This is a genomic window from Vallitalea sediminicola (assembly GCF_054408565.1).
Genome location: NZ_BTPT01000403.1, coordinates 1 through 214 on the forward strand (window position 1 = coordinate 1; position 214 = coordinate 214).

The window sequence follows — 214 nt, forward strand, 5'->3', positions numbered from 1 at the left end:
AGTCCCAATAACAAATGGTAGATATAATACTGACACAGGAAAAGTAACATTTACTACAACACATTTTAGTAAATATGCGATTGCCTTTGTTGAAAAAACTTTTGATGATATTACTAATTATCAGTGGGCAAAAAATCAAATACAAGTATTAGCTTCAAAGGGTATAATTAATGGAACATCTAATAAAACATATGCCCCAGCAGAGTGCATCACT

The 214-nt window shown here is 30.8% G+C and carries 1 protein-coding gene; it reads left to right on the forward strand.

The genetic code is table 11. From position 1 onward, the window contains the following. The coding region (locus ACX6CF_RS27205; RefSeq protein ID WP_458788496.1) for an S-layer homology domain-containing protein at positions 1 to 214 on the forward strand (214 nt) is incomplete at both ends.